The following is a 25648-nucleotide window of genomic DNA, read 5'->3' on the forward strand; positions in this document are numbered from 1 at the left end:
CGAGATACAAACATTCATTATACTAAAAATTTATCAAAAAAGCTATTTTCTCGCTTTTTGATTTTGTAAATATGCTACATAATATTTAGCAGCCTCTACAGGATCTGTTTTTTCCATTTGTTTTACCTTAAAGATGATTTCCATCTTTTCAAGTTTTTCTTGATGACGTCTGAGCGTCTCCAAATGGCCTTGTAACACTTCTTCGGTGTATTCTGGATTAATAAATTCATCCGTCGAAATATCAGTGATAATATTTTTCAACTTTTCATCAGAGAGCCAACTTAAAAATGTTCCGACTGAAGGTTCATTTCCCTTTTCATAATATGCGTATAGTTCATATAAAATCCCTTTATGTTCTTCTGTATGAAAATCTTCTATGTGGGATTCCATACGAACAGCCACTTCTGGACTTTGCAACATATGGTAAATAATTTCTCTTTCTGCCCTTTCAAAACCTGTTAACTTCGGTTTTGTTTGGACAATTTGAGATGGCTTAGAAACCTGTTTTACTTGTTTTTGCTGTACCTTTTGTTCTTTGCGATATTGGTGCAATTGATTCAAAAGAGTTTCCATTGAATACGAAAATTCTTGCGATAATGACTTCAAATATGATTCTGCCTGCATCGCATCCTGTAACAACGATAACTCTTTTAAAACACTTTTCACATATTCTTCTTTGCCAGACTCATCTTGCAAATTTTTCCCTAAACGCAAATAATTTATTTTAAAACCAACAAAACTTATACTTGATTTCACAAGATTTTCAAAAGCAGTTGTCCCATATTGTTGCACATATTCATCAGGATCAAGCTTATCTGGCAAGGATGTAACTTTCACTTGGCAACCAACTTTTAGTAATAATTGCCCTGCTTTCATCGTTGCTTCTCGCCCTGCTTTATCACCATCATAGCAAAGAACAACAGTTTCAACGTTACGTCGCAGAAGTTTTGCTTGTTCTTCAGTTAGAGCTGTTCCCATTGTCGCAACCGCTTCTTCCACACCACTTTTTACCGCAGCTAGTACGTCGGCATACCCTTCAAAAAGGACCACTTGCCCACGTTTTCTAATAAACGGCCTCGCTTGGTGGAAGTTATACAACAATTTACTTTTATGAAAAATCGGTGTTTCAGGGCTATTTAAATATTTCGGAGTGTCATCTCCTAACGCCCTTCCACTAAACGCTATCACTTTACCTTGTAACGTATAGATTGGAAACATAACCCTTCCACGGAAGCGATCATAATGACTACCATCCTTCTCGCTTCTTATGAGAAGACCAGCTTGTTCCATACTAGACAGCGACAAACCTCTTTTTTGTAAAATTTTCGTTGCTGCATCCCAAGCAGGTGACGCATAACCAATTTCAAACTTCTCAATCATCTCTTTCGTAATACCACGTTTTAACAAATACGAAAGTGCTTCATTTCCTTCTTCTGTATTTACTAATAAATGATGATAATACTTTTTCAAAAGTTCATGAGCCTGTTGCATGATGACAGTGTCATCAGATATGTCTTCTTGTTGTCCTTGCCCTGATGTATACTCTGCAACCGCAATTCCATTTCTTTCACCTAGCTTTTGAACAGCCTCGGTAAAAGCCAATCCTTCCATTTTCATTAGAAAGGAAAATACATTTCCACCTTCTCCACATCCGAAGCAATGAAAAATTTGCTTATCAGATGAAACAGAGAATGAAGGAGAATTCTCACCATGAAATGGACAAAGGCCGAAATAGTTACGCCCCTGTTTTCTAAGTTGAACGTATTCACCAATCACTTCTACAATATCCGATGATGTCCGAATCTGTTCAACAACTTCTTCGGGAATTCTGTTCCCCATAAATCCATCTCCGTGTCGTATTTTGTATTCGATAAAAATTTAAAAATTCCTTTATAATTCGACAATATTTTTTCTAAACTTATTAGAAATTGTTGTCGATCACGTTATCAAACGATTTTGCAGGCCCTTTTCTGCGTAATTTCACAGATACGTACCTACTATATAAAATTGTATCCATTTGCCCATCTGTTACAAATGTACCTCCTAGAGACAATACATATACAATTTTTTTACAAGAAGACTAGCAAGCACCATATCCTATGTGATCACGAGATCTGTTTTTTGCATGTTGATACATATAAAAAATCAACTTTAGCTTATTCAGTATCTACATAGATCCAATTTTCCTTGCTACTTCCTTAAACGATGAGCATACGATGTGACAAACAAAATTTCGACATGAACTTTCGTTCCAACTTGCACAATTTTCAGCATTCACAGGATATGCATCTGCATCAACTAATACGATATTGATGTTTTGCATATTTCTGTATTCTACATCCCTTCTGCGAATCCTTCCATAATATGCGTTTTCTTGTATAGATTTTGTCGATTTAACGTAATTACATGTCTTTTCGTAAATCCTATCCCTAGTTTATTCTGAAAAATTAAAGTCTAAACGTAAAATATAGGTTTTTATCACAATTTTTTATTATAATATATTTTCTTCAACTACGCTACATATCCCTTTATTTTTTCATCTTCTATTTCAGGATAACGAAACCCTGCCTTTAACATAATAAAAAGAGAGAAGAATATAAGTATAACCACTCCGCTATAATCTATTACGAAATCAATAGGCATAGTATTTCTCACGAGCGAAAAAAGCACATTCACCTTTGGTAAATGTGCTAAAACAATTTTTGGTTTTGCACTGCATTCACAATAATGTTGGCTGTTTCTTCAATCGCTTTATTCGATACATCAATTACTTGACAATTTATTTTACTAACTACATTCTCAAAGTGATCAATTTCTTCTTTAATACGATTAATATTGGCATATGTTGCACCGTCACTTAATCCAAGTGATTTCAATCGCTCTTTTCGAATATGATTCAACTTATCTGGCGTAATTTTCAAACCGAAGCATTTTTCTTTAGCCACTTGATATAATTCTTCAGGCGGATCTACTTCTGGTACGAGCGGTACATTGGCAACTTTCAAACGTTTGTTATGAGCTAAATATTGAGAAAGTGGTGTTTTTGATGTGCGCGAAATCCCAATCAACACGATATCTGCTTTTAAAATACCACGTGCGTCTCTACCATCATCATACTTTACAGCAAACTCAATCGCTTCAATCTTTTTAAAGTATTCTTCATCTAATCTACGAACAACACCCGGCTCATATCTTGGTACTTGCCCTGTAATTTCTTCAATTTGATCGATAAGAGGCCCGATAATATCATATGCCTCTACTCCTTCTTTCGCAGCCTCTGTCACTAAATACTGACGCATGTCAGGCTTTACTAACGTAAAACAAATAAGCGCTTGATTGCTCTTAGCAATTGAAATTACTTCTTTTAATGTCCCTGTATCTTCTACATACGGTACACGTCTAATATCAGGAGCAAATGGGAATTGCCCCATCGCTGCTCGAACAACCAAATCAGCCGTTTCTCCAACAGAGTCAGATACGACATATACGATTTTATTATCCATTACATTACCTCACTTTAAACAAATTACACTTATTCGTTATTTACTAAGTTTACAAACGCGCGTGTAATATTTGTTTTTGTAATTCGTCCAATCACTTCTAAACCTTGTTTCGTATCTTTTACAACTGGCATCGCATCAATCTGTCTTTCTATTAATTCCATCGCAATATCATATAAAGAATCTTCTCTACGACACATCGCAATGTTTGGCATCCTTGTCATGATAATATTAACCGGAAGAGAGGTTAAATCCTGCTTTCCTAGGCTAGCTCGTAATAAATCTTTACGAGATACAACGCCAACTAATAGAGTCGATTGATCTACAACGAATAATGTACCTACATCCTCTAAAAACATAGTACAAATCGCATCGTATACTGATACATTTTTATCAATTACAGCTGGTCTAGATTGATAATCTTGTACTTTAATTTTCTTAACAGCTTCAGATAATAGCTGCCCCCCAGTTTTACCCGTATAAAAATAACCTACGCGTGGACGCGCTTCTAAATAACCAGCCATCGTTAAAATTGCTAAGTCTGGTCTTAGCGTTGCACGTGTTAATCCTAATTGCGCAGCAATTGACTCCCCTGTAATAGGACCGTGATCTTTTACAATCTGAATGATATGTTCTTGCCGTTTATTCAGCTCTATGATAATCACCACCTTCAATGCACAACGAAAAAAGTTATACTATCTCTTAAATATTATATACTAAATATGCTATTTGAAAAAGATAGGATGTAAAAAGGACCGTATACGGCCCCAAATTATATTTGAAACTTATCAAGTTGTTCTAAGAAACGTCTTGATTTCAAATAAATCCCGCAATATTCATCATAATATGTATTCAATACTAAACGCATTTGTTTTTTTGTGCTATCCTTCACTGATACATTGCCAAGCCTATGTAAATCGAAGTGGTAGAAAAGACGTAATAATTTATGAACAGCTTCCCCCACTGGTATACGATACTGGTCTTGCTCAGCATGACGTGCGCACAGAAAACCGCCTTCCCGGACAGAGAAGGCGACAAAATCTGTTTCTTGATGACAAATCGCACATGTATCAAAGTACGGGCGCATCCCTAATACCGGAAGCATTTTCGTTTGATAAATTAATGATAATACTTCTGAATCAACACCCTCACACATATAATGCAACGTTTGATATAACATTTCAAATAAATATGGATTATGTTTTTTATCTTCTGTTGCTTTATCAGTTAACTCAACAATAAATGATGCATAAGCAGTTAAAAATATATCCTCGCGAATTTCTTTCATAGTTGAAATAATCTCGCCTTGTTGCAAAGTTCCAAGTCCAGATCCCATTTGGATAAGAAAATTACCATGGGTCATAAGTTGCGAAACAGATGCTAACCGGCTTTTCGGTTTTTTCGCTCCTCTTGCCATTGCACTTACCTTACCCAATTCTCTTGAGAATATGGTAACAATCTTGTTCGTTTCTCCGTAATCTGTCGTACGGATAACGATGCCCTCAACTTTTTGAAACATGTTCGTCACCATCCAAGGTTTGAACAAAACGGGTCAAGAAATTGGAGAGTCTAGATGCGCTAGCTCCTCTTCATGTTGATCCATCTCATCGTTTACGTCTTTTTCCATTTCTTTCAAAAGCAAGTACGTTTCAATGCTTCCTGTTTTGGAGAAAAACTTCCAGGTAAAATCTAGCATAAGAATCCACCTTTCTCAATAAGCGTAGCCTATAAACCAATTTCCTTTGTTGTTATTAAATTGACCCATTTTGTCCATTTTCATGTGAGAAAAATTTTTCCTAATTTATCAAAACTCATAAAAACCAATAATCAGCGGATGAACAAAACATCCGCTGATTACAGCTTTACTCTATTTTAGTACTCGTCTTCGCGGAAACCAAGGTCACGAAGCTGAGACATTTTATTACGCCAATCTTTTTGCACTTTTACCCATACTTCTAAAAATACTTTAGAACCAAGTAATGCTTCAATGTCAAAACGAGCTCGCTTACCGACTTCTTTTAACATCTTTCCTTGCTTACCTATAATAATTCCTTTTTGTGATGCACGTTCAACAACAATCGTTGCGTTTATATAAACCGCTCCGCCCTCACGTTTTTGAATTGCATCAATAACAACTGCTACAGAGTGCGGCACTTCTTCACGTGTTAAATGTAATACTTTTTCACGAATAAGCTCTGAAATAATAAATCGCTCTGGATGATCCGTTACTTGATTATCTGGGTAGTATTGCGGTCCTTCTGGTAAATACTTTTTAATTGTTCCAATTAAAGCATCCACATTATTGCCGTCTAATGCAGAAATTGGTACAATCTCTGCAAACTCATATAGTTTACGGTATTGATCAATTAACTCTAATAATTGCTCTGGATGAAGTTGGTCAATTTTATTAATTACTAAAAATACTGGTTGTTTCGTTTCTTTTAATTTCTCAATAATGAATTCCTCACCACGACCAAATCCTTCAACTGCATTGACCATAAACAGAACAATATCAACTTCTTTTAATGTCGTTTGAGCCATCTTCACCATGAAGTCGCCTAATTTATGTTTAGGTTTATGTATTCCTGGTGTATCAATGAAAATTACTTGTGAATCATTTTCTGTATATACGCCTTGAATTTTATTACGAGTTGTTTGTGGCTTGTCACTCATAATGGCAATTTTCTGGCCGATAATACGATTTAAAAATGTAGATTTCCCAACATTCGGTCTGCCAATAATAGAGACAAAACCTGATTTATAACCTTTTTTATTCATGTAAATCCTCCGCTAAAAATGCTCCTGGTAACAATTCTCCGACTGTCGTCTCTTGAACGTCACCATGTAAATTTGATAGGTATACTTTCGTATCCTGTTTACATAATTCTACCATAACTTGTCGACATGCTCCACAAGGAGGTACTGGACGCTTTGTATCCGCCACAATCGCGATTGCTACAAACTCTTTATCTCCTTCAGAAACCGCCTTAAATAAAGCTGTTCTTTCTGCACAGTTACATAAGCCATATGATGCATTTTCAACATTACATCCACGATACACTTTTCCATCCTGTGTTAATAATGCTGCACCTACTTGAAATTTAGAATATGGTACGTACGCTTGTTTACGCGCTTCGATTGCTTCTTGAATTAATTGTTTACTATTCATATTCCCGCATCCTTCCTGTCCACAGCTGTGAATAGATACACTCTCTTATTAAAGGCCTTTACGGCACTTTCAAAGCTTAATAAAAGCTTTGGAATGCAACTATACCATATACGGCAAAAAGATAATAGCACCAATTATAACGGCTATTATCGCAAACAATAAAACCGCTCCGGCTGCGACATCCTTTGCAATTTTCGCAAATGGATGTATATCGGTAGTCGCTAAATCTACTGTTTTTTCCACAGCCGTATTTACCATCTCTAAACTCATTACGATTCCTATTACAATAAGTAATACCATCCACTCTACTTTCATAATTTGGAAATAAAGGCCGCAGCATATAACAATGACTGCGGCTAAATAATGAATTTTCATATTTCGTTCATGACGAAGACAAAAGAATATACCTGCTATAGCATATCCAAAACTATTTATAAGTTTTCCTTTTTTCATCGACCTAATCCAAATGCCTCTAAAATTTCTTTTTGTCTTCCAAACATTTCTTTTTCATCCTCTTCTGTCATGTGGTCATAACCAAGTAAATGTAAAAAGCCATGTAACGCTAAAAAGCCAAGTTCACGATCAAAAGAATGTCCATACTCTTCAGCTTGTTCTTTCGCTCTCGGAATAGAAATAATAAGGTCACCTAACATACGAGGCATCTCTGCACCTACAATTTCCATTTCTCCCTCTCCCATTTCTTCCATAGCAAAGGAAATGACATCAGTAGGCTGATCCTTATCTCGGTAATCACGATTAATCTCGCGAATGCGTTCGTTATCTACAAATGTCACTGATAACTCCGCACCATCCTCTATTTTTTCCATTTGAGCTGCTTTTTCTAATATCTCACGAATTAAATTCACATATTCTTCTTTCACTTCTTCTGTTTCATCAATGAAATCAATTAATAAACTCATTCTTTCTCCTTCTCTTCCGGTGGTTCCGGATATGTAATACGCGAATGGAAAATACCATTTAACGTTTCACATAACGTTTTTCCAACGATTTGTAGTTCCTTAAACGTCAAATCACATTCACTAAATTGCCCATCTTGCAGACGATCTTTAATAATACTTTGTACTAAATTATTAATTTGATCTGGCGTTGGGTGATTCATAGAACGTACCGCCGCCTCAACACTATCAGCAATACCAACAATTGCCGACTCTTTAGAAGTTGCTTTTGATCCCGGGTAACGGAACATCTCTTCTGTATATTTTTCTTTATCTTCTTTAATCGCCTTATAATAAAAATATTTAAGTAATGTTGTACCATGGTGTTGTCCAGCAATATCGATAATTTCTTGCGGAATATGGTATTCTTCGAGCATTCTGACCCCATCTGTTACATGAGCAATGATAATATCTTTACTCGTCACAGGGTCTAATTTATCATGTGGATTTTCAATTCCCATCTGGTTTTCAATAAAGAATTGCGGTTGTACTGTTTTTCCTACATCATGATAATACGCCCCTACACGTGCTAATACACCATTTGCTCCAACCGCTTCACAAGCCGCCTCAGAAAGATTCGCTACCATTACACTGTGGTGATACGTTCCTGGCGCTTCTAACAGAATTCTACGCAAAAGCGGATGATTCGGACTTGATAGTTCCATAAGCTTCATGCTTGATACAATTCCAAGTCCACTCTCTAAATATGGTAATATCCCCATAGCCAAAACGGATGAGATAATTCCTGAAACGGAAGCCATCAATAATTGCGTTCCAATTTCAAGAGGTGAAAAATTCCCATTACGTAATAATAATAACGCGGCTAAGACGACTACATTTAAGATAGAAACGAGTATACCAGCTTGCAAAATCATCGTACGACGATTTTTTTCCCGTAAGAAAATGCTTACTGATAATGAACTTAATAACACATAAATACCTACACTATAATTCAGTGTACTTGTTACCCCTTCATTAAACATAATACTTCCGCACACAGAAAAAATCATACTTGTTAAAAATACAAACCGATCGCCAATCATTAGTTTTACAAGTATTGTTCCCATCGCAACTGGGACAACATACGCAATTCCTGCATATTCAAGCTTTTGAAACAAACTAATCGTTTTCATTAAAACAATCGTGATAGACAAAATTGTAATATACGCCAAAATATACGGTCTATCTTCTCTTTTTCGCTGTAAAAACACTTCAAATTGCTTATGCATAAAGTACAGTAACACACCAATAAGCACTGCTAATCCAACATAAGGCTGAAAACTATTACCTTTCTCTAATAAACCGACTAATTTCAACTGATTATACATATCACTTGAAATTGTTTCACCTTCTCTAACAATAACTTGTCCTTGAAGAATATAAACAGGTGGAACTAAATCTTCTTCCGCTTTCTTCTTCTCTTTCGTTACAACCGGATCATAAAAATAATTTGCTGTAATCGCATATGATCCTAGCGCATTCACAGCTTCCTTCAATCCGCTATTCACATTGAGGCTTTTCATTTCATTAACAAATCGCTCTTTTGCTGCTATTTCTTCGGACATTTTAATATTTCCACCCATAATAACACTAACAGACGTTAAAGCCGCGTTCTTTGCTAATTATAATTGATCCGGTTCTGCATTAATAAAGTATAATAAATTCTCATCAGATAGTTCCTTTGTTAAATTAGATGGCAACTTCTTCTTCAACTTTTCTAATTTATTTGCATCGGTCATCTTTTTTTGCTCTTCAGGTCCAGCAGCTTTCATCTCTTGAATTACTTCATTTACCTTAGCAAAAACATCATTTACAATATCTACTCTATTTTGTTTATATTCACTTCTATATGTATATTGATCCCCAACTTTTTGAGCGGCCTCTTGTTTTTTTCTATCCGTTATAACCTTATCTTCAATTTTAATAGGAGAATGAATTGTTTTTTTCGCAATAGAATACATATCAACATCTAATTGCTCTGGTTTTACATTATTCATAAGTGCAAAAAACAGCACCGCTCCTAATAAAACGTAAGAAATCCAACTTAGTTTTTTCGAATGTTGTAAATTACGAAACCACTTAGAAATTTCTTCAGATCTTAACATGATTTCAATACCTTCTCCTCTCCAGAAATAAAGTGAAACTATTTATAGCTTTCATTTCTTCTAGCCAACGATACTTTTAGGTAACATTTTGATACACCAGTACCTATAGTTTATTTCTCTTATCTTTTATGATAGTAAAAGATATGCCGTTCGCCAACCTTCATACAAAAAGAAATGATCCTGACAAATAGGATCATTCCATTTTATCATATGCCTCAATAATACGTTGCACCAGCGGATGCCTCACAACGTCCGTTTGTTCTAATGTAATGAATGAAAGACCTGATACACCAGATAAAATGTTAGAAGCTAGCGAAAGCCCTGATTTTACCCCTTTTGGTAAGTCTACTTGTGAAGGGTCCCCTGTAATAACCATTTTAGAACTAAAACCCAACCTTGTTAAAAACATTTTTATTTGTGCACCCGTTGTATTTTGCGCTTCATCTAAAATAACAAATGAATCATCGAGCGTACGCCCTCTCATATAAGCAAGAGGCGCGATTTCAATTACACCTCGCTCCATCATACGTTGCGTATATTCTTGTCCAAGAATATCGTGCAACGCATCATACAATGGACGCAAATACGGATCCACCTTCTCTTTCAAATCTCCTGGTAAAAAGCCTAAACTTTCTCCAGCTTCTACAGCCGGTCTCGTTAAAATAATTTTCTTTACATACCCTTGTTTTAAAGCTCTCACAGCCATTACTACAGCTAAGTATGTTTTACCAGTCCCAGCAGGTCCTATTCCAAATACAATATCATTCTTCTTCATTGCATGAATATATCTTCTTTGCCCCATTGTTTTTACACGAATGGATTTACCTTTTGCCGTTTTAAAGATTTCTTCTTCATATAACTCTTCAAATTGAGCGATTTTCCCTTGTTGTGCGAGCTGAATTGCATACGCAACATCTCTTTCTGTAATTGATACACCTTTTCGAATAACAACAAGTAATTGCTGTAAGATTTTTTCTACGAGTGTCACAGTTTCAACTGCTCCAGATGCATGAACAGTTTCACCTCTAGTTACAATCGATACATTCAGTTCCCGTTCAATTACTTTCAAATGAGCATCATTGACTCCAAAAAGAGCGATTGCTTCGTTAGTATTTTCCAATTGTTGGTTCATTTCTACTAATTGTTCTGCCATTACTCAGTCTCCTTGAATATCGGATTCGGATATTGGTTGTGGCTCTGCAATATTTTCAATCACAGTATAATGCAATGTGACTTTTAGTTGATCCGCCTCAACCTCTTTACTCAAAATCTTATCACTTACAATCATAGCATGTTCATCCAATTTTTTCTTTAGTTCTTTTTCAGCCATCTCTTTCGCTACTTTCATTGCCTGTTTTTCTGTATATTCCCGATTCGCTTCTTCCTCTTCTCGCACGATATCTTTTTCGTACGCGATCGGCAGTGTAAAACCAAATAGTTTCACATCGTGTTTTACACTTTCAGTACGAGAGCGTTTATACTTATCATGTTGAAATCCCCATATTTTTATTTTCGCACTCCCAAATGTAAGGTAATGTTCATTATATGCATTGCCAGTATATACTTGAAATTGCGTCTTTAGTGGCACATTCACCTCAGATGTGTACCACGTTTCTCCATATACAATACCTTTCGCCGAAACAATCATCGGACTCTCCTCATTACCGTATATCCCTGATACGAGAAGCTGTCCTTTTTCGACATGGTCATTTTTCAAGACAACTGGTTTTCCTACTTCAACAAATGTTTTTGTCACAATCGCTTCTTTTTTTGCTACTAAATTTTGTGGCCTTTGTTCCTTTTCTTTTTTCGGCTCGTTTTTTTCAACAATTTTAAAATGGTACGTCGTTCCTCTTATTTCTAGTCCCGCCCAAGTAATCGCATTAATATTGTCTGTCAAATGACGTTGTACATCTTCTACATTAGGCATTTGGAATTGTAATTTCCCTTTTTTAATACCCATTTTGTCCAATTCTTTCATCAATATATATTCCGTTTCAGGTTTCGCTCCTGTAATTTCAATTTTCCAAACCATATTTGATAATGCAATCATGCCAAAAAAGAAAATTAAAAAACCAATTAAGAATCCACTATTTTTAATTAAACGCTTATTCAAAAAAGGAAAACCGTAACGCCCAATAAAATATAGTTTACATTCATTTTTTCTATAAATTGGTTTTATTTTCTTCACATCTCGTAATAACATACAAAAAACTAACGTTTCATCAGCAACCTTCTTAACATCCCAAACTAATAATTTTCTACGCACACATTCGTTAACGAACCGTTCCGCTCCTCTACCTTCAATTCGTACTTTTACATATCCAAGCCACTTTATAAACCATTTATTTTTCATCTACTCTCTCCACTACCTTTCCAAAAGTATACACACTACTTTTCTCTTCAATTAGCAAAATAGCTCGTACGAAAATGAAATAAAGAGTTCTACCGCCCATAAATAGCGAGATAAACTGAATAGTAAGGTCGAATCACGAAAATAACGAAGAAAAACTTCACATATGGAAGTTTCCCTCACTCCTCTTTTTTTTCGTTTTCTAAAAACGTCACTTGCTCAATTATCCCTTCAAGCAAAAGTTCTTCCGGAAGGATTGTTTTAATAATAAAGGATTGCCCCTTAATTAATAATTGACCGTGCTTTAACAACAATCTTACTTCTTTATCTGAAAACACTAATAAACCCCGATGATTTTCTATATAGATATGCACTTGCCCAACAAGCGTAATCCGAGGTAGATCCATTAGTACATCCACTGGCAGGTCTATTTGCTTCGTTAACCAATTCTTCATTTGTTCTAATTTTTTCATCTCAAAAGACCCCCTCTCATCCCATATGTATGAAAAAAGAGCTTGTAATATCACGTCCAAACTGAAAAAAAGCATAAAAAAAACGTCTCATACGAAATGAGACGTTTTTTTATGCTAATAGCTGGATAACCAGCTTATTCACAAGTGATCCGTCTGTTTTACCTTTTACTTTCGGCATAACAGCAGTCATCACTTTACCCATATCCGCTTTAGAAGTCGCACCAACTTCAGAAATAACTTGCTTAATTACATTCGCTAGTTCTTCTTCTGTTAATTGCTCCGGCAAATATGCGCTTAAAATCTGAATTTCACTTTGCAGTTTATTAACAAGGTCTTCACGACCAGCTTTTTTAAATTCAAGGAGGGAGTCCTTATACTGTTTTACTTCACGAGCTAAAACTGTTAATTCCTCTTCTTCAGTAAGAGTATGTTGCAGTTTAATACCTTCATTTTGTAAAGCAGCCTTAACCATACGAATAACGGTTAATTTTTCTTTTTGTTTATTCTTCATCGCTTGTTTCATATCATCGTTTAAACGACCGAGAAGACTCATAACTTACACCCTCTCTTAGAATTTACGCTTTCTTGCCGCTTCAGATTTCTTCTTACGTTTTACACTTGGCTTTTCATAAAACTCGCGCTTTCTTGCTTCAGCAAGTGTACCAGTTTTAGAAACCGATCTTTTAAAACGGCGAAGTGCATCCTCCAAAGACTCGTTTTTACGAACGACTGTTTTTGACATTCTCTTTCCCTCCCTCCGAAACATCACACTTACATACTAATTTCAGCATGCAAAAAGAAACCCTTCTTCAGCATGTCTTTTACGATTATAATACATTTTATCACTTCAGGTCAACTATTTGGCAGAATAAAAGAAGAATAGATGCCCTTCCCTGTTCAAAAGCTATGCAGATAGCTATTATCCTTTTGCCCTGAAGACAACTATATTTTTATCATTACACCTTTTTTAATACAAGAAAGCATTAAATAACTACTCATTCGACGTACTTAACTTCTCTACGAAAAAAAGAAAGCATGCAAATCGTTTCCGTTTGCATGCTTTTTTTATCCCGCTATTTGCCGGGCAGTAAGACCCCCACCTCAAAATTCAGCGAAAGCAAAGAACTTAGGTGAAGGCCGGGCTGATAATCAGTGGGGATGAACCCCTCACTGATTAAAGTTTCATTTTATGCGCTTGCTGATTCTTTTTTTACATCATCTTCAAGAACACGAACAAATTGCGCTTCGTTATATGGATAACCAGCTTTCGTAATTTTCACTTTCACTAGCTTACCAATTAATTCTTCTGATCCTTCAAATACAATTTTCAAGTAGTTATCCGTATAGCCTACATATAACCCTTCACGGTCGCCCTCTTTAAATTGCTCTTCCGGAATGATTTCAAGCACTTCACCTTCAAACTGTGACGCATACTCTTTCGCTAATTGGTTAGATAGTTCAATTAAACGATGAACACGATCATTCTTCACATCTTCAGGAACTTGATCTTCCATACGCGCTGCAGGTGTTCCTGTACGCTTTGAGTAAGGGAATACGTGTAACTCAGAGAAGCGATTCTCTTTAATGAAATTGTATGTTTCCATGAATTCTTCTTCTGTTTCACCTGGGAAACCAACAATTACGTCCGATGTAATCGCAAGGCCTGGCAATGCTTCTTTCAAACGATCTAAACGTTCTTGGAAAAATTCCATCGTATACTTACGACGCATACGCTTTAATACAGTATTAGATCCAGATTGCAATGGAATGTGTAAGTGACGTACAACTACTTCAGACTTATCTAACACTTCAATTACTTCATCTGAAATCTGACTCGCTTCAATAGAAGAAATACGAAGACGTTTTAATCCGCCTACTTCCGCTTCCATATCACGAAGTAATCCAGCTAAGTTATAATCTTTAATATCTTCACCGTACCCACCTGTATGAATACCTGTTAATACGATTTCTTTATAGCCTGCATCTACTAATTGCTGCGCTTGTTTAATAACTTCTTTCCCATCACGAGAACGCATTAAACCACGCGCCCAAGGAATAATACAGAATGTACAGAAATTATTACAACCTTCTTGTATTTTTAAAGATGCACGTGTACGATCCGTGAAGTAAGGTACATCCAGCTCTTCGTATACACGTGTTTTCATAATGTTGCGGACAGCATTAATTGGCTGACGCTCTTTACGGAATTCTTCGATGTATCCTAACATCTTTTCACGATCTTGTGTACCAACTACAATATCTACACCTGGAATCGCCATAATTTCCGCTGGAGATGTTTGTGCATAACATCCTGTTACACAAATAACCGCATCCGGGTTTTGACGAACAGCACGTCTAATAACTTGACGACTTTTCTTATCTCCCGTATTCGTTACTGTACACGTATTAATAACGTATACATCAGATTTCTTTTCATATTCAGTTCTTTCATATCCACCTTGTTTAAACAATTGCCAAATGGCTTCTGTTTCATAGTGGTTTACTTTACAACCTAACGTATGGAACGCAACAGTTGACATTGATCATCACCCCATCAATTCAAAATGATACGAAGCAGCACTTAACGCGTATAACGGCGCCGTTTCTGTTCTTAAAATTCTTGGTCCTAAACTACATGGTACAAATTTATGTTCACGAAGCGTTGTAATCTCTTCCTCAGCTAAACCGCCTTCTGGGCCAAATACAATCAATAGCTTTTGACCTGGTTTCATCGTCGTTAAAGCTCTCGCAAAGTTAGATTTCTCGCCTTGTTTTGCTTCCTCTTCGTAAGCAACAAGACAAACATCATACTCACCACTCATTGAAAGCAATTGTTTAAACGATGCCGGAGCATGTACTTCTGGAACTTCACTTCTATGTGATTGTTCCGCAGCTTCTTTCACAATTTTTCTTAAACGCTCAACTTTTTTATCAGCTTTTTTCGCATCCCATTTTACGATAGAGCGAGATGCTTGAAATGGTAAAAATGCGGCTGCCCCAAGCTCAGTTCCTTTTTGGAAAATTAACTCTAGCTTGTCTCCTTTCGGCAGTCCACTTGCAATCGTCACGAAAACAGGAAGTTCACTTGACGCCTCTACCCATTCTACAATAGCCGTATTAATAAATTCACTGGTAATTTCATCAATTGAACATACTGCTGTTTTTCCGCTTACACAGCAATAAATGTGATCACCAGCTGACATACGCATCACTCTTGCGATATGATGTACGTCATCACCTACAATGCGAATACTTGTCTCATTTACATATTTCTCTTCTACAAAATAACGTTGCATATAATCACCTTAGTAGAGTTTCGTTCCTTTCGTAAGTCAACACTTACGAAAAGAACGAAACATTATCATTTTTTCATATAACAAACGGCAAGTCCCTCACCTTATAGTGAGAGACTCCCCTTTTCATTATAAACTAAAATCTATATTACGCATTTCGTGCAATAATTGCTACCCAATCTTCCATTCGTAATACTTCTTCAATTGTAAATCCAGCTTTTTCTAGCGCTTCAGAAATTAACTTTTCCTTCGCTGCAATAATGCCCGATGTAATAAATAATCCACCCGACTTCACAACTCTCGCTGCATCCTCAGGGAATAAAAGAATAATTTCTGCTAATAGGTTAGCTACGATTAAATCAACAGGACCTTCAATACCTTCTAAAAGACTATTTTGCCCAACAGACACGATATCATCTGTTTTATTCAAACGTACATTCATTTCTGCACTTTCCACTGCAACCGGATCTAAATCATACGCTTGAACAGAAGACGCACCTAATTTTGCCGCTGCAATACTAAGTACACCAGAACCTGTTCCTACATCAATGATAGTATCACCTGGCTGAACTGTTTTTTCTAAAGCACGAATACACATCGTTGTTGTCGGATGAGTCCCTGTCCCAAAGGCCATACCTGGATCTAATTCAATAATTTTTTCTTCCGGAGAAGCTGGTGTATACTCTTCCCACGTCGGCACAATTGTGAATGTATCAGAAATTCGTACTGGATGGTAATATTTTTTCCAAGCAGTAGCCCAATCTTCTTCATTGACTTCGTTAACGGTAATATTTCCAGTACCAATTTCGATGTCGTAAGATGGAAGCATATCAATAGATGATTTTACACCCGCAATCGTTTCCTGTAAAGAATCCGTTTGTGGGAAATATGCTTTTATTAATACACCTTCCGCCGGATATTCATCTGGGTTCAGTGCATAAATTTCACCATATTGTTGCTCGCGCTCTTTCGTCAACTCCGCTGGATCCTCAATCGCAACTCCACTAGCACCAGCTTCATGTAAAATATGAGAGACAGCTTCTACTGCTTCTTCTGTTGTATGAATACTAACTTCTGACCATTTCACAATTTACCAACTCCATTTTTTATTTCCATTATTCCCCTTTGAAAGCACGTTTAAGCTTTCCAAATAAACTATCATCCTGCTCTTCTTGTCCCGCAAATTCACGTAATAACTCTTTTTGATGTGAAGTTAATTTCGTCGGTACAACAACACGAACGACTACATATTGATCTCCTTGACCGTATCCACGTACGTTCGGGGCACCTTTTCCTTTTAAGCGGAATTCTGTTCCTGTTTGTGTTCCTGCTGGAATTTTCAGCTTCACTTTCCCATGAACAGTAGGAACTTCCACTTCAGCACCAAGTGCCATTTGCGCAAATGTTAGTGGCATTTCACAAATAATATGATCTCCTTCACGCTCAAAGAATTCATGATTTCTTACATGAACAACAACATATAAATCTCCTGCCGGTCCGCCATTTACGCCCGCTTCACCTTTTCCAGATACACGAATTTGTTGACCATTATCGATACCCGCTGGAATCTTAACGTTGATTTTTTTACGTTTACGTACTTTACCAGAACCATGACATGTCGTACATTTTTCTTTAATCATTTGACCAGTTCCTGAACAATGACCACAAGCTTGACGGTTTACGATACGACCAAATGGTGTATTTTGTTCTACACTTACTTGCCCTGATCCCGAACAATGTTTACATGTTTCTTTTGAAGTTCCTGGTTTCGCTCCGCTACCTTTGCAAGTATCACATGGATCTTCTACCGGAATCTCAACATTTAATTCTTTACCAAAAATAGCTTCCTCAAACTCTAAAGTAACTTGATATTGTAAGTCAGCACCTTGACGCGGAGCATTTGGATCACGACGTCTACCACCGCCGCCGCCAAAGAATGAACTAAAGATATCTTCGAAACCGAAGCCACCGCCGAAGTCTCCTCCGCCGCCAAAGCCACCGAAACCTTGATTTGCACCAGCATGACCAAATTGATCATATTGTGCGCGCTTTTGATCGTCGCTTAATACTTCGTAGGCTTCTTGTACTTCTTTAAACTTTTCAATTGCATTTTCTTCTTTACTTACGTCTGGATGGTATTTTTTAGCCAAACGACGATACGCTTTTTTTATTTCATCTTTTGAAGCACCCTGGCTAAGTCCAAGGACCTCATAATAGTCTCGTTTACTCATAAATTTACAACCCCCGAATCTTTCACATAAACGTAATTTTAACACCGAAAGAAAGTGCTTTGCAACAAAGTTTCCTCACTTACAGTATGCAAAGTAAAAAACTTAAAAACCTCACACTTTTCTTTTCATTCGTGAAAAAAGCCAAAGCCAAGGCACGCTTGACTTTGACTTTTTGTCATCTTACTTATTTATATTACTTATCTTCTTTTACTTCTTCAAACTCAGCGTCTACTACATTATCTTTCTTCGCGCCAGCATCTTGTGCTCCTTGTGCACCTTCTGCTTGCCCTGCAGCTGCTTGAGCTTGCTCGTATAATTTAACAGTTAATTGTTGTACGATTTCTTGTAAAGCGTCTTTTTTCGCACGGATTTCCTCAAGCTCGTTCTTCTCAATCGCAGCTTGTAATGCTTCTTTCGCTTCTGTTGCTTTTGCAACTTCAGCCGCATCCACTTTACCTTCTAAATCTTTTACAACTTTATCCGTTTGGAATACAAGTTGGTCAGCTTCGTTACGAAGTTCAACTTCTTCCTTACGTTTTTGGTCAGCGTCAGCATTTGCTTCTGCTTCTTGTACCATACGATCTACTTCTTCATCAGAAAGACCTGAAGAAGATTGGATTGTAATAGTTTGCTCTTTGCTTGTTCCTAAGTCTTTTGCACGTACATTAACGATACCGTTCGCATCAATATCGAATGTTACTTCGATTTGTGGAATACCACGTGGTGCTGGCGGAAGGTCTGTTAATTGGAAACGACCTAACGTTTTGTTGTCAGCTGACATTGGACGCTCACCTTGTAATACGTGAATATCTACTGCTGGTTGGTTATCAGCAGCTGTTGAGAATACTTGTGACTTACTTGTTGGAATTGTAGTGTTACGCTCAATTAATTTCGTGAACACACCACCCATAGTTTCAATACCTAAAGAAAGTGGAGTTACGTCTAATAATAGTACGCCTTCTACATCACCAGTAAGTACGCCACCTTGAACTGCAGCACCTAATGCTACAACTTCATCAGGGTTTACACCTTTATATGGTTCTTTACCAGTTTCACGTTTAATAGCTTCTTGTACAGCTGGGATACGAGTAGATCCACCAACAAGGATAACTTTATCTAATTCGCTTGGAGCAAAACCAGCGTCTTTTAATGCACGACGAGTTGGCTCTAACGTTCTTTCAACAAGACCTGCTGAAATCTCTTCGAATTTCGCTCTTGTTAACGTTAATTCTAAGTGTAATGGACCAGCAGCTCCAGCACTAATGAATGGTAATGAAATTTGTGTTTGTGTTACGCCAGAAAGATCTTTTTTCGCTTTTTCAGCTGCATCTTTCAAACGTTGAAGTGCCATTTTATCTTGGCTTAAATCAATGTTATTTTCTTTTTTGAACTCAGCTACTAAGTGGTCAATAATAACTTGGTCAAAGTCATCTCCACCAAGACGGTTGTCACCAGCAGTTGAAATAACTTCGAATGTTCCATCTGCTAACTCAAGGATAGATACATCAAATGTACCGCCACCTAAGTCATACACTAAGATTTTTTGCTCTTCATCTTGTTTTTCTAAACCGTAAGCAAGTGCTGCTGCTGTTGGTTCGTTAATGATACGTTCAACTTCTAAACCAGCGATACGACCAGCATCTTTTGTTGCTTGACGTTCTGCATCGTTGAAGTATGCAGGTACTGTAATAACAGCTTTCGTTACTGTTTCACCTAAGTATGCTTCAGCAGAAGCTTTTAAGTTTTGTAAAATGATTGCAGAAATTTCTTGAGGTGTATAATCTTTACCTTCAACTTCTACTTTGTAGTCTGTACCCATATGACGTTTAACAGACATGATTGTATTTGGGTTTGTAATTGCTTGACGCTTTGCAACTTCCCCAACTTGACGCTCTTCATTTTTGAAAGCTACAACAGAAGGTGTTGTACGGTTTCCTTCTGGATTTGGGATAACCTTTGGTTCTCCACCTTCCATAACAGCTACACAAGAGTTTGTTGTACCTAAGTCAATACCGATAATTTTACTCATGGCGAATCCTCCTACTTTTATGTAAATTATTGATTTACTTTTACCATTGATGGGCGAATCACACGGTCTTTTAGTTTATAACCTTTTTGGAATTCTTCAACTACCGCGTTTGATTCAAATTCACTATCTTCCACTTGCATAATTGCTTGGTGTTCATTAGGATCAAACTGTTTACCAACAGCTTCAATCGCTTCAACACCTTCTTTAGTCAACGCTTCTAGCAATTGACGATGCACCATTTCCATACCTTGTAACAAGGATTTTGTTTGCTCATCAGTCGCTTCCACTTGCATCGCTCTTTCAAAATTATCAAGAGCTGGCAAAATATCTGAAACTAGACTTTGTGCTCTATATTTTTCAGCAGCCTGTTTATCCATTTGGACACGGCGCTTATAATTTTCAAAATCAGCTTGTAGACGTAATGTGCGGCCTTCCGTTTCCGTTAGTTTCGCTTGTAACTCATCTACTTTTTCTTGTAAAAGAGCAGCCTCACTTTTTTCTTCTACAGTTTTTTCACTGTTTTCTGTCGTGACAGCTTCTTCAACTTGCGCTTCTTTTACTTCTTCTACCACTTGTTCGTTACGCTCTTCCACAATATTCACCTCCTTAAAAGGTATTAGGTATTATGCTGAACACAATTACCTAAGCATTATATATTACACACAGCAATGAAAATTTCATTACTTGAGCGAATGTATTACTCTCATTTACTTTTTAAGTCCATCAGTAAATTGTCTCGTAAATAACTGTAACAAACTAATTACCCGAGAGTATTGCATTCTTGTCGGACCTAAAATAGCAATTGTTCCAAGCTGTTCTTCTCCAATCGAATACGTTGCAGAAATTAAACTACAATCTTCCATGGCCGTCGCAGAGTTTTCCCTACCAATTTTCACTTGAATACCTACTTGTTTATGACGCAAAATGTCATAAAACTCAGCTTCATTATCAATCATCGTCAGCAAGGATCTTACTTTGTGAATGTCATGGAACTCTGGTTGCGAAAGCATATTTGCTTTTCCTCCAAAGTATATCTTTTCCGATAAAGGAACTTGAAATGTACCATCTAACATTTTTATTGCACTATCGTAATTATGAACATACCCACGTAAAACTGTAACAATCTCTTTCAAGATTTTGTTATGCAGTTCTGCCATTGGTATGCCCGACAGCTTTTCATTTAAAATATTAACCATTTTTTCTAAATCTGATAAATCAACAGATTCCGGAACGGTAATCGTTTTGCTTTGTACATGCCCTGTATCCGTTACAATAATAGCGACTGCAGTTTGACGATCAAGCGGTACAATTTGTACGTTTTTAAGTTTATTTGTGCTTAACTTCGGTCCAAGAACAATGGCCGTATAATTCGTAAGCTCTGATAAAATTTGAGCCGATTGCTGTGCAATCTTTTCCGCTTCAAAAATTCTTTCAGCAAATAAATCTTTAATTTGTACAATTTCATCGTTCGGTAAGTTTTGCGGCGCTAAAAGATGATCTACATAAAAACGATATCCTTTTTCAGAAGGAACACGTCCTGAAGAACTATGCGTTTTCTCAATAAATCCTAGTTCCTCTAAATCAGCCATTTCATTTCGAATAGTAGCTGAACTAAACGTAATTTCATCTTTCTTAGCCAACGTCCTCGACCCAACAGGTTGCGCTGATCCAATAAAGTCATCAATAATTGTTTGTAAAATTAAGAGCTGACGTTCCGTAAGCATCTCATCATCACCTCTGTTAGCACTCTTTACCTTCGAGTGCTAAATCTATTAATAACTTACCAAAATTGACATTCAATTGTCAACGGAAACGTCACGAAATAATGAAACTTTTTCACGTTTATGGAACATTTAATTAGTCAATCAAAAATGATTGGAATACTTCATTCCCTAATAATTTTCCTTTTCGCGTTAAACAAACATATCCATCTTTCTCTTCAAGCAATCCTTGTTCTTGATTTTTTTGCAACTGCTTCGCGAAAACTTGATCCATCTCCATATTAAATTTCTTTTGAAACGCTACTTTAGATACACCTTTTGTTTTTCGAAGTCCTAAGAACAACTCTTCTTCCATTTTTTCTTTCTCCGTCACCGCGTGAACATCTAAATACGGAAATCCAGTTTCATCGATTTTATTGAAATATTGCTTGAGCGGCCCTACATTTTGGATACGTTCTCCATTTACATAACTATGCGCTCCAGCTCCAAATCCATAATACTCCTCATTATTCCAGTATGTGAGATTGTGTCTACTTTCATTATCACCTTTTGAGAAATTGCTAATTTCATACTGGGTATAGCCATGTTTCCCCATTTCATCCATTACCATTTCATACATTTTCGCTTCATGATCTTCACCTGGAAGTCTTAATTTCCCTTTATTCATTAAGTTATAAAACACAGTTTTCGGTTCCACAATTAATGAATATGCCGAGAAATGTTGTACACCGAGCGTAAAAGCAATATCTAATGTTTCTTTTACATCTTCTATTGTCTGCCCTGGCAGAGCATAAATAATATCTACATTTATATTTTTAAAGCCCACTTCCTGCGCTTCTCTAATTGCTACAAATGCATCTTCCCTCGTATGCTTACGCCCAATTTTCTCAAGCAACTCATCCCGAAATGTTTGCACACCAAAACTAATTCGGTTCACTCCACCTTCTAGCAATACATTTAACTTCTCTTTCGGTAAATCACCCGGATTCGCTTCAAATGTTAATTCACAATTTGGAGCAAACGGACGTAAGCGGCGGTTTATAATATCTAGTAACTTTTTTGTCTGCTCCATATTTAACGCTGTCGGAGTTCCTCCACCAACAAAAATCGTTTTCATACTATCAAACGGTACTTTTTGAACTGTATTTATTATTTCTTTCTCTAAATACTCTAAATATTGATCGACCGGTTGGCGTTCAATAAACACTTTATTAAAATCACAATAGTGACAAATATGCTGACAAAATGGAATATGAATATATGCAGCTTGTACCAAATATAACTCCTACCTTTCTAAAAAGAAAACCTCCGCACTCCGGAGGAATCTTTACTTCTCTAACGTATTACGAATTTGTTCCATTCGCATTTTTCCCCAATCATACATCATTTCAACGATCGGTAAAAGCGACATGCCTAATTCCGTCATACAATACTCTACTCGCGGAGGAATTTCTGGATATACCGTGCGATCAACAATCCCATCTTCCATTAACTCTTTTAATTGGTTCGACAAAACTTTATGAGAAATGCTTGGGAATAATCGTTGTAATTCACTAAAACGATGAGGCCCTTCCACACCAAGATGCCACAGTATCACAACTTTCCACTTCCCGCTAATAATAGAAAGCGTCAATTCCTTTTCACAATTAAAATTGCCATTTTGTATTTTCTCGCGAATATCTTTTCGAATATTTTCGGACATTAATAGTCTCCTAACTCTATATCAATCATTCATAAATATAGCCACCTCACTATTGTAAATGAGAGAAGCTACGTTGTCTAAAAAGTAATTATACATAAAAAAGAAGCCGTATAAACGGCTTCTTTTTTTATCTCAATTCGTACGAAATAACAATCAATTATTAGTTGTCATCCATTTTCAGTACAGCCATGAATGCTTCTTGCGGTACTTCTACAGAACCAACAGACTTCATACGTTTTTTACCTTCTTTTTGCTTATCAAGAAGTTTACGCTTACGAGAAATGTCACCACCGTAACATTTCGCAAGTACGTTTTTACGCATCGCCTTAATTGTAGAACGTGCTACAACCTTGTTTCCGATAGTCGCCTGAATTGGTACTTCGAACTGTTGTCTTGGAATTAATTCTTTTAATTTCTCTACGATTACTTTACCACGGTCATACGCTGAATCACGGTGTACGATAAATGATAGAGCATCGACTTGTTCATTATTTAAAAGAATATCCATTTTCACAAGTTTCGACGGTTTATAACCAATTAACTCATAGTCAAACGATGCATATCCTTTTGTATTTGATTTCAACTGATCAAAGAAGTCATATACGATCTCTGATAACGGAATTTCGTATGTTAGTGTAACACGTGTTTCATCTAAATATTGCATATCAATAAACGTTCCACGTTTACCTTGGCAAATTTCCATTACAGCTCCAACATAGTCATTCGGAACCATAATTGACGCCTTCACAAACGGCTCTTCTACACGATCGATAGACTGTGGATCCGGCATATTAGATGGGTTATCAACAATAACATCTTCACCGCTCGTTAAATAAACTTTATAAATAACACTTGGCGCTGTTGTAATTAAGTCAATTTTGAATTCACGTTCAATACGTTCTTGAATGATTTCCATGTGAAGAAGTCCTAAGAAACCACAACGGAAACCAAATCCTAGCGCTTGAGATGTTTCTGGTTCAAACTCAAGAGCAGAATCGTTTAACTCTAATTTTTCTAACGCATCACGTAAGTCGTTGTAACGTGCAGAATCGATTGGATATAAACCACAGAATACCATTGGGTTTAATTTACGATAACCCGCTAACGGCTCTGCAGCTTGACGTTTCGCGTGTGTAATCGTATCACCAACACGTGTGTCACCCACATTTTTAATCGATGCTGCTAAGAAACCTACATCACCTACTGTTAATTCGTCACGTTGCGTTGTTTTCGGTGTAAACACACCTACTTCTGTTACTTCAAATTCTTTTCCAGTTGCCATCATACGTACTTTATCGCCAACTTTTACCGTTCCGTTTACAACACGGATATATGCAATTACACCGCGGTATGGATCATATAAAGAATCGAAAATCATACATTGTAAAGGCTCTTCTGAATCACCTGTTGGAGCCGGTACCTTTTCAACGATTTGTTCTAAAATATCTTCAATACCAATACCAGCTTTCGCTGAAGCAAGTACAGCTTCCGATGCATCTAAACCAATTACATCTTCTACCTCTTGACGTACACGTTCTGGGTCCGCACTTGGTAAGTCAATTTTATTAATAACCGGTAAAATTTCTAAATTGTTATCAAGCGCTAAGTATACGTTCGCTAATGTTTGCGCCTCAATACCTTGCGCTGCATCCACAACAAGAATTGCACCTTCACAAGCCGCTAAACTACGAGATACTTCGTACGTAAAGTCGACGTGTCCTGGAGTATCGATTAAGTGAAGAATATACTCTTCACCGTCTTTCGCTTTATACGTTAGTTGTACTGCATTTAATTTAATTGTAATACCGCGCTCACGCTCTAAATCCATAGAGTCAAGCAATTGAGCCTTCATTTCACGTTGTGTTAACGCGTTTGTTTTCTCTAAAATACGGTCTGCTAACGTTGATTTTCCGTGGTCAATATGAGCAATGATAGAGAAATTACGGATTTTGGACTGTCTTTTTGCTCTTTCTTCTTTGTTCATCTATGTTCTCAACTCCTAATAGTCTCGCCAATATACACTAGCACTGATTATATCAATAGAGCAGCAAAGATTCAATGAAAACTCGTGCTGCTTACAATACAAATCATTCTATCTATATCTTATGCGAACAAA

The 25648-nt window shown here is 36.7% G+C and carries 24 protein-coding genes and 1 pseudogene; all 25 read right to left on the minus strand.

Features of this window, described 5'->3' with window-relative positions; genetic code table 11:
- Positions 1-42: 42 nt before the first annotated feature.
- The 25 genes and pseudogenes from dnaG to lepA all read right to left on the minus strand — a co-directional run bounded on the left by dnaG (position 43) and on the right by lepA (position 25516).
- Positions 43-1839 carry a DNA primase gene (gene dnaG / locus F8162_RS11725; protein ID WP_151633709.1) on the minus strand — a complete coding sequence of 599 codons (1797 nt, stop codon included), beginning with the start codon at positions 1837-1839 and terminating at the stop codon, positions 43-45.
- A gap of 851 nt (positions 1840-2690) precedes the next feature.
- Positions 2691-3503 carry a pyruvate, water dikinase regulatory protein gene (locus F8162_RS11730; RefSeq protein WP_151633707.1) on the minus strand — a complete coding sequence of 271 codons (813 nt, stop codon included), beginning with the start codon at positions 3501-3503 and terminating at the stop codon, positions 2691-2693.
- A 29-nt stretch (positions 3504-3532) separates the two neighbouring features.
- Positions 3533-4165 carry a helix-turn-helix transcriptional regulator gene (locus F8162_RS11735; RefSeq protein WP_000583755.1) on the minus strand — a complete coding sequence of 211 codons (633 nt, stop codon included), beginning with the start codon at positions 4163-4165 and terminating at the stop codon, positions 3533-3535.
- 107 nt (positions 4166-4272) lie between these two features.
- The gene (gene recO, locus F8162_RS11740) at positions 4273-5019 is read right to left on the minus strand and encodes a DNA repair protein RecO (protein ID WP_151633705.1); all 747 of its coding nucleotides are present in this window, start codon (positions 5017-5019) and stop codon (positions 4273-4275) included.
- Between the two features lie 33 nt (positions 5020-5052).
- Entirely contained in the window at positions 5053-5196 is a 144-nt protein-coding gene (locus F8162_RS11745) for a YqzL family protein (RefSeq protein ID WP_000883924.1), read from the minus strand.
- A gap of 176 nt (positions 5197-5372) precedes the next feature.
- Positions 5373-6278 (minus strand): GTPase Era, encoded by a 906-nt coding sequence (era, locus tag F8162_RS11750; RefSeq protein WP_151633703.1) that lies wholly within the window; start codon positions 6276-6278, stop codon positions 5373-5375.
- A complete protein-coding gene (locus tag F8162_RS11755) occupies positions 6271-6669 on the minus strand; it encodes a cytidine deaminase (protein ID WP_001086294.1) in 399 nt (132 codons plus the stop codon). The genes era and F8162_RS11755 overlap by 8 nt, the downstream gene beginning before the upstream one ends.
- 99 nt (positions 6670-6768) lie before the next feature.
- Positions 6769-7122: a diacylglycerol kinase family protein gene (locus tag F8162_RS11760; protein WP_151633701.1), complete on the minus strand. Its 354-nt coding sequence runs from the start codon at positions 7120-7122 to the stop codon at positions 6769-6771.
- Complete coding sequence (ybeY, locus tag F8162_RS11765; protein WP_000054689.1) at positions 7119-7589, minus strand: rRNA maturation RNase YbeY; 471 nt, start codon at positions 7587-7589, stop codon at positions 7119-7121. Before ybeY ends, F8162_RS11760 begins: the two co-directional genes overlap by 4 nt.
- Positions 7586-9730: pseudogene (locus tag F8162_RS11770) on the minus strand (HD family phosphohydrolase). The gene ybeY and the pseudogene F8162_RS11770 overlap by 4 nt, the downstream one beginning before the upstream one ends.
- A gap of 193 nt (positions 9731-9923) precedes the next feature.
- On the minus strand, positions 9924-10883 hold the full coding sequence (locus F8162_RS11775; RefSeq protein WP_016086243.1) for a PhoH family protein: 960 nt from the start codon (positions 10881-10883) through the stop codon (positions 9924-9926).
- A 3-nt stretch (positions 10884-10886) separates the two neighbouring features.
- A complete protein-coding gene (gene yqfD / locus F8162_RS11780; RefSeq protein WP_151633697.1) occupies positions 10887-12086 on the minus strand; it encodes a sporulation protein YqfD in 1200 nt (399 codons plus the stop codon).
- 176 nt (positions 12087-12262) lie between these two features.
- Positions 12263-12556, minus strand: a complete 294-nt coding sequence (gene yqfC, locus F8162_RS11785) for a sporulation protein YqfC (protein WP_000732264.1) — start codon at positions 12554-12556, stop codon at positions 12263-12265.
- 109 nt (positions 12557-12665) lie between these two features.
- Positions 12666-13109, minus strand: coding sequence for a GatB/YqeY domain-containing protein (locus F8162_RS11790; RefSeq protein ID WP_000054579.1), 444 nt, complete (start codon positions 13107-13109; stop codon positions 12666-12668).
- 15 nt (positions 13110-13124) lie between these two features.
- Positions 13125-13298, minus strand: coding sequence for a 30S ribosomal protein S21 (gene rpsU, locus F8162_RS11795; protein ID WP_000048061.1), 174 nt, complete (start codon positions 13296-13298; stop codon positions 13125-13127).
- A gap of 445 nt (positions 13299-13743) precedes the next feature.
- Complete coding sequence (gene mtaB, locus F8162_RS11800; protein ID WP_061677306.1) at positions 13744-15096, minus strand: tRNA (N(6)-L-threonylcarbamoyladenosine(37)-C(2))-methylthiotransferase MtaB; 1353 nt, start codon at positions 15094-15096, stop codon at positions 13744-13746.
- Positions 15097-15102: 6 nt separating this feature from the next.
- Entirely contained in the window at positions 15103-15852 is a 750-nt protein-coding gene (locus tag F8162_RS11805; protein ID WP_151633695.1) for a 16S rRNA (uracil(1498)-N(3))-methyltransferase, read from the minus strand.
- Positions 15853-15997: 145 nt separating this feature from the next.
- Positions 15998-16936, minus strand: coding sequence for a 50S ribosomal protein L11 methyltransferase (gene prmA, locus F8162_RS11810; RefSeq protein ID WP_151633693.1), 939 nt, complete (start codon positions 16934-16936; stop codon positions 15998-16000).
- A gap of 28 nt (positions 16937-16964) precedes the next feature.
- Positions 16965-18080: a chaperone protein DnaJ gene (gene dnaJ / locus F8162_RS11815; protein ID WP_000043954.1), complete on the minus strand. Its 1116-nt coding sequence runs from the start codon at positions 18078-18080 to the stop codon at positions 16965-16967.
- Between the two features lie 193 nt (positions 18081-18273).
- On the minus strand, positions 18274-20109 hold the full coding sequence (dnaK, locus tag F8162_RS11820; RefSeq protein WP_000034697.1) for a chaperone protein DnaK: 1836 nt from the start codon (positions 20107-20109) through the stop codon (positions 18274-18276).
- Between the two features lie 26 nt (positions 20110-20135).
- The gene (grpE, locus tag F8162_RS11825; RefSeq protein ID WP_000392716.1) at positions 20136-20702 is read right to left on the minus strand and encodes a nucleotide exchange factor GrpE; all 567 of its coding nucleotides are present in this window, start codon (positions 20700-20702) and stop codon (positions 20136-20138) included.
- 114 nt (positions 20703-20816) lie between these two features.
- Positions 20817-21833 carry a heat-inducible transcriptional repressor HrcA gene (gene hrcA / locus F8162_RS11830; RefSeq protein ID WP_151633691.1) on the minus strand — a complete coding sequence of 339 codons (1017 nt, stop codon included), beginning with the start codon at positions 21831-21833 and terminating at the stop codon, positions 20817-20819.
- 133 nt (positions 21834-21966) lie between these two features.
- Positions 21967-23106: a radical SAM family heme chaperone HemW gene (gene hemW, locus F8162_RS11835; RefSeq protein WP_151633689.1), complete on the minus strand. Its 1140-nt coding sequence runs from the start codon at positions 23104-23106 to the stop codon at positions 21967-21969.
- A 51-nt stretch (positions 23107-23157) separates the two neighbouring features.
- Complete coding sequence (locus F8162_RS11840; RefSeq protein WP_076540274.1) at positions 23158-23532, minus strand: winged helix-turn-helix transcriptional regulator; 375 nt, start codon at positions 23530-23532, stop codon at positions 23158-23160.
- Positions 23533-23692: 160 nt separating this feature from the next.
- Complete coding sequence (gene lepA, locus F8162_RS11845) at positions 23693-25516, minus strand: elongation factor 4 (protein WP_151633687.1); 1824 nt, start codon at positions 25514-25516, stop codon at positions 23693-23695.
- Between the last annotated feature and the right edge of the window lie 132 nt (positions 25517-25648).

It is taken from the genome of Bacillus sp. CH140a_4T (assembly GCF_008923725.1).
Taxonomy (GTDB): Bacteria; Bacillota; Bacilli; order Bacillales; family Bacillaceae_G; genus Bacillus_A.

Excerpts from the sequence above, each read along its gene's own strand:
- F8162_RS11755 (WP_001086294.1), bottom strand. The coding sequence starts at position 6,669 with ATGAATAGTAAACAATTAATTCAAGAAGCAATCGAAGCGCGTAAACAA.
- F8162_RS11730 (WP_151633707.1), bottom strand. The coding sequence starts at position 3,503 with ATGGATAATAAAATCGTATATGTCGTATCTGACTCTGTTGGAGAAACG.
- era (WP_151633703.1), bottom strand. The coding sequence starts at position 6,278 with ATGAATAAAAAAGGTTATAAATCAGGTTTTGTCTCTATTATTGGCAGA.
- rpsU (WP_000048061.1), bottom strand. The coding sequence starts at position 13,298 with ATGTCAAAAACAGTCGTTCGTAAAAACGAGTCTTTGGAGGATGCACTT.
- lepA (WP_151633687.1), bottom strand. The coding sequence starts at position 25,516 with ATGAACAAAGAAGAAAGAGCAAAAAGACAGTCCAAAATCCGTAATTTC.
- dnaK (WP_000034697.1), bottom strand. The coding sequence starts at position 20,109 with ATGAGTAAAATTATCGGTATTGACTTAGGTACAACAAACTCTTGTGTA.
- F8162_RS11805 (WP_151633695.1), bottom strand. The coding sequence starts at position 15,852 with ATGCAACGTTATTTTGTAGAAGAGAAATATGTAAATGAGACAAGTATT.
- dnaG (WP_151633709.1), bottom strand. The coding sequence starts at position 1,839 with ATGGGGAACAGAATTCCCGAAGAAGTTGTTGAACAGATTCGGACATCA.
- yqfC (WP_000732264.1), bottom strand. The coding sequence starts at position 12,556 with ATGAAAAAATTAGAACAAATGAAGAATTGGTTAACGAAGCAAATAGAC.
- hrcA (WP_151633691.1), bottom strand. The coding sequence starts at position 21,833 with ATGCTTACGGAACGTCAGCTCTTAATTTTACAAACAATTATTGATGAC.
- F8162_RS11840 (WP_076540274.1), bottom strand. The coding sequence starts at position 23,532 with ATGTCCGAAAATATTCGAAAAGATATTCGCGAGAAAATACAAAATGGC.
- F8162_RS11745 (WP_000883924.1), bottom strand. The coding sequence starts at position 5,196 with ATGCTAGATTTTACCTGGAAGTTTTTCTCCAAAACAGGAAGCATTGAA.
- mtaB (WP_061677306.1), bottom strand. The coding sequence starts at position 15,096 with ATGTCAACTGTTGCGTTCCATACGTTAGGTTGTAAAGTAAACCACTAT.
- F8162_RS11760 (WP_151633701.1), bottom strand. The coding sequence starts at position 7,122 with ATGAAAAAAGGAAAACTTATAAATAGTTTTGGATATGCTATAGCAGGT.
- F8162_RS11775 (WP_016086243.1), bottom strand. The coding sequence starts at position 10,883 with ATGGCAGAACAATTAGTAGAAATGAACCAACAATTGGAAAATACTAAC.
- F8162_RS11790 (WP_000054579.1), bottom strand. The coding sequence starts at position 13,109 with ATGAGTCTTCTCGGTCGTTTAAACGATGATATGAAACAAGCGATGAAG.
- recO (WP_151633705.1), bottom strand. The coding sequence starts at position 5,019 with ATGTTTCAAAAAGTTGAGGGCATCGTTATCCGTACGACAGATTACGGA.
- yqfD (WP_151633697.1), bottom strand. The coding sequence starts at position 12,086 with ATGAAAAATAAATGGTTTATAAAGTGGCTTGGATATGTAAAAGTACGA.
- ybeY (WP_000054689.1), bottom strand. The coding sequence starts at position 7,589 with ATGAGTTTATTAATTGATTTCATTGATGAAACAGAAGAAGTGAAAGAA.
- dnaJ (WP_000043954.1), bottom strand. The coding sequence starts at position 18,080 with ATGAGTAAACGAGACTATTATGAGGTCCTTGGACTTAGCCAGGGTGCT.